The organism is Brevibacterium sp. AGC70, assembly GCF_057334195.1.
Window position 1 is genome coordinate 33,825 of sequence record NZ_JBHFIH010000007.1, and the last position, 3,411, is coordinate 37,235.

Genomic DNA, 3,411 nt, shown 5'->3' on the forward strand with positions numbered 1-3,411 from the left:
CAACCTACTCAGCCTGACTTAACCTGTAGAACTCGACTCCGCGCAAACCAGTAGCCTCTCGGCAGCATGTCGGCACCGCACCAAGGCCACGGCACCACAGCGCCGCACTCAGCCCCACCCTGCGGGAACGCGACCACCCTGCGGGAACGCGACCACCCTGCGGGAACGCGACCACCCCGCGGGAACGCGACCACCCCGAAGGCACGCGACCACCCCGAGGGCATGCGCTCAACCCTGCAGGAACGCCTTCGCAGCCGCACCCAGCGACACGACATCCTCGATGGCGACCATTTCGCGGGCCGAGTGCATCGAATACAGTGCCGGGCCCACATCGACGGTGGTCATGCCCAGGCGAGTTGCGGTCAGCGGGCCGATCGTCGACCCGCAGGGCATCGCGTTGTTCGACACGAAGTTCTGGTACTCAACACCAGTCCTCGCACATGCCTGCGACCAGGCGGCGGTGCCCACCGCATCCGTGGCATAGCGCTGTTGGGCGTTGAGTTTCAGCAGCGGACCGCCGCCGAGGCGGGGGCGGACATGAGGGTCGTGGCGTTCGGGATAGTTCGGGTGGGCCGCATGCCCCGCGTCGGAGGACACACAGATCGACGAGGCCAGTGCAGCCAGGTAGTCACTGCGCGTCGACGCTGGGAACAGGGAGGCGATGATGCGCTCGGTGACGTCGGCGAGGAAGGGCCCGCAGGCACCGGAGCGTGAACTCGACCCGATCTCCTCATGGTCGAACCCGGCGAAGAGTGCGACGGAATCCAACGACGCAGCATCGACGTCGACCAACGCGGAGACACCGGCGTGGACAGACAGCAGGTTGTCCAACCTCGGCGCGGCGAAGAATTCCTCCTGGGCACCGAAGAGCCCGGGGGACTGAACGGGGATCGTGTAGACGTCGTGTCCCACGACCTGCTCCGGATCCACCTCGGCGGAGGCGGCGAGGATCTCGATGACATCGGCTTCAGCCAGACCTGCCAGGCCGATGATGGGGGTGGTGTGGCGCTGTTTGTCCAGCGTCAGGCCGTCATTGACCTGGCGGTCGAGGTGGATGGCCAGCTGTGGGATGCGCGCGATGGGCGGGGTCTGCGCGAGGACGACGGAACCGTCGGCGAGGCTGAGCTGCCCAGCCAGCGCGAGCTCCCGGTCGAGCCACGAGTTGAGCAGCGGCCCGCCGTAGATCTCGACGCCGATCTGGCGAGTTCCTTCGGCGGTGAACTCCTCGCCCGGCTTGAGCTTGAAGGCTGGGGAGTCCGTGTGAGAACCGAACACGCGAAAGCCGGGAACCGTGCCGGGCGGTCCACCCGAGTTGCTGAAAAGTTCACTCGAGTCGCTGGAGGGTTCATCCGCGCCAGCCTCGGAGACGCCGACTTTGCTTGCCGGAGTCCGCCATGCGATGATCGCACCGTCACGAATGACATAGTGGCTTTGACCAGGCTCGAGAGACCATTTCTCGCGCTCATCGAGTTGGAGGAAACCTGCGGCCTCAAATCGTGCAGCCGCCGTCGCGGTGGCATGATAGGAGCTGGGGGAAGAACTGATGAAGTCTGCCAGATCGGCTGCGACCTGGGTCTTCGTACGTGGTCTCACGGGCGATGTACTCATTTTCACAGCTTATCGTTTGCGGTAGCTTTGGCCACAAGGGCATTGGTCTTCGAGGCCGCGTCGACACGGCAGCGGGTGAGGGGCTGGTGCCACAGGAGCCATCGACCGCTCGGGCTGCGCCGTCCATCACCCGAGAGCCCGTGAACAAGCGCCAAGAAGCAATGCAATACAAGGAGTGTTCGAAGTGAACCAGTTCGTGACCGAATGGAACACATGGCGGGATTCGAGGAACTCGGCACTGGCGACTCCCTTCGGCTGGCTGAGTGTGTCCGGTCTGCACTGGCTCGACGATGCGACGACCTGGCCCGACGCTCCCGGCAACTTCACCGTCGACGCTGACGGTTGGGTCAGTGTGGCCCTTGAATCTGGGATCAAAGCCGGTCCCGCTGCCGCGACCTTCGACCTTTTGAGCAAGTCCGCCGAGGCAGGCCCCAGCATCAATGCTGCGTCTCCTTCCAGCTCGGCTTCGGTGCCGAGCGACACCACGATTCTGCCGAAGATCACCGAGATCGCAGGGCCCGAGGTGCGGGTCGAAGAGAACGGATTCAGCGCGAAGCTGCCTGCCGGTGGATCACTCCAATGGTTCACCGTCGGCAATGTGCTCTACGAGCTCATCGACCGTGCCGGACGGATCGGAATCCGGGTGCGCGATTCCAAGTCGCCGCTGCTGGGCAAGTTCTTCGAAGTTCCCGTCTTCGAACCGAACCTCAGCTTCGTGTTCCTCGCCAAGTTCACTCCTTTCGAGAAACCTGAAGTGCACACGATCAACACGGCACAGGATGACCTGAACGTGCTGACTCCGGCAGTCGGCACCGTCTCCTTCACCAGTGAGGCAGGCGAGGTGAAGCTCTTAGCCACAGGTAACCCGGCCAGCGGGCTGCAGCTCGACTTCCACGACTCCACGAATGGAGTCTCCACACCCGCGTGGAGGACCCTCGACCTCGGTGTCCCGAACCAAGATGGCTCGTTGGTCGTCGACTTCAACCGGGCCGTCAACTACCCGTTCGCGTTCACTGCCTTCGCCACCTGCCCGGCACCGATCGAGGGCAACGTCGTTCCCTTCGAGGTCACCGCGGGGGAGCGCACCCCGCCGTTCTACTTCTCGGAAGCCGGCATCAACGTGCCGTTCCTGTTCTACGTGTGGTGGGACGAAGAGAGCGCCGAGGTGACCCGGCCGTGGTATGCCCGCTTCGGACTCGACACCACGCTGCTCAACCCGAATCACGAACACCATGCTCAGTCGCTGGTCGGCTTCGACGGCGTCGCCATGTCCGGAGGCGATGTCGCGCCGCTGACGCGCAAGGCTAGGTCGCGCCTGGTCAAGGTCGCGACCGAGGCCCTGACATCCCGCATCCCCGTGATCGGCATCGGGGCGTATGCCGAGTTCGTCATCCGAGCCCAGCGCGAACTGCGCGAGTCCGAGGGTTATGTCGACGGCATCGAGGAAGAGTACGCGGGCACCGACGGCAAGCTGCTCATCGTGATGAACAATGAGCTGACGCCGCAGAACGCCGGGTTCGACGTAGTGCACACCGATGCAAGCGGACTCATCTACGTCGAGATGTCCTACGACATCCCGCTGGAGTCGGACTTCGACGAGATCGACGAGTTCGAGGCGGCGATGGAGGCAAACGCACCGATCACCAGCTGGGAAGAGTTCGACTACCGCATGGTGTGCCTCATCCGCCAGCACCGCTGAGTCGACGGAGCGGTCGGCAGGTAAACCGCAACGCTCAGGCGCAGCAAATCGTACTAAACCTCCCCGACGTCACTAATTGCGCCCGGCGCCGCCCGCAATTAGTG

The 3,411-nt window shown here is 64.0% G+C and carries 2 protein-coding genes; one reads left to right on the forward strand and one right to left on the reverse strand.

Features of this window, described 5'->3' with window-relative positions; translation table 11 throughout:
* Positions 1-228: 228 nt before the first annotated feature.
* The gene (locus ACE03M_RS05190; RefSeq protein WP_485933028.1) at positions 229-1,608 is read right to left on the reverse strand and encodes a M18 family aminopeptidase; all 1,380 of its coding nucleotides are present in this window, start codon (positions 1,606-1,608) and stop codon (positions 229-231) included.
* Between the two features lie 184 nt (positions 1,609-1,792).
* On the opposite strand from ACE03M_RS05190, the gene ACE03M_RS05195 reads away from it, so the two are divergent.
* Positions 1,793-3,307, forward strand: a complete 1,515-nt coding sequence (locus tag ACE03M_RS05195; protein WP_485933029.1) for a DUF1684 domain-containing protein — start codon at positions 1,793-1,795, stop codon at positions 3,305-3,307.
* Positions 3,308-3,411: the final 104 nt, after the last annotated feature.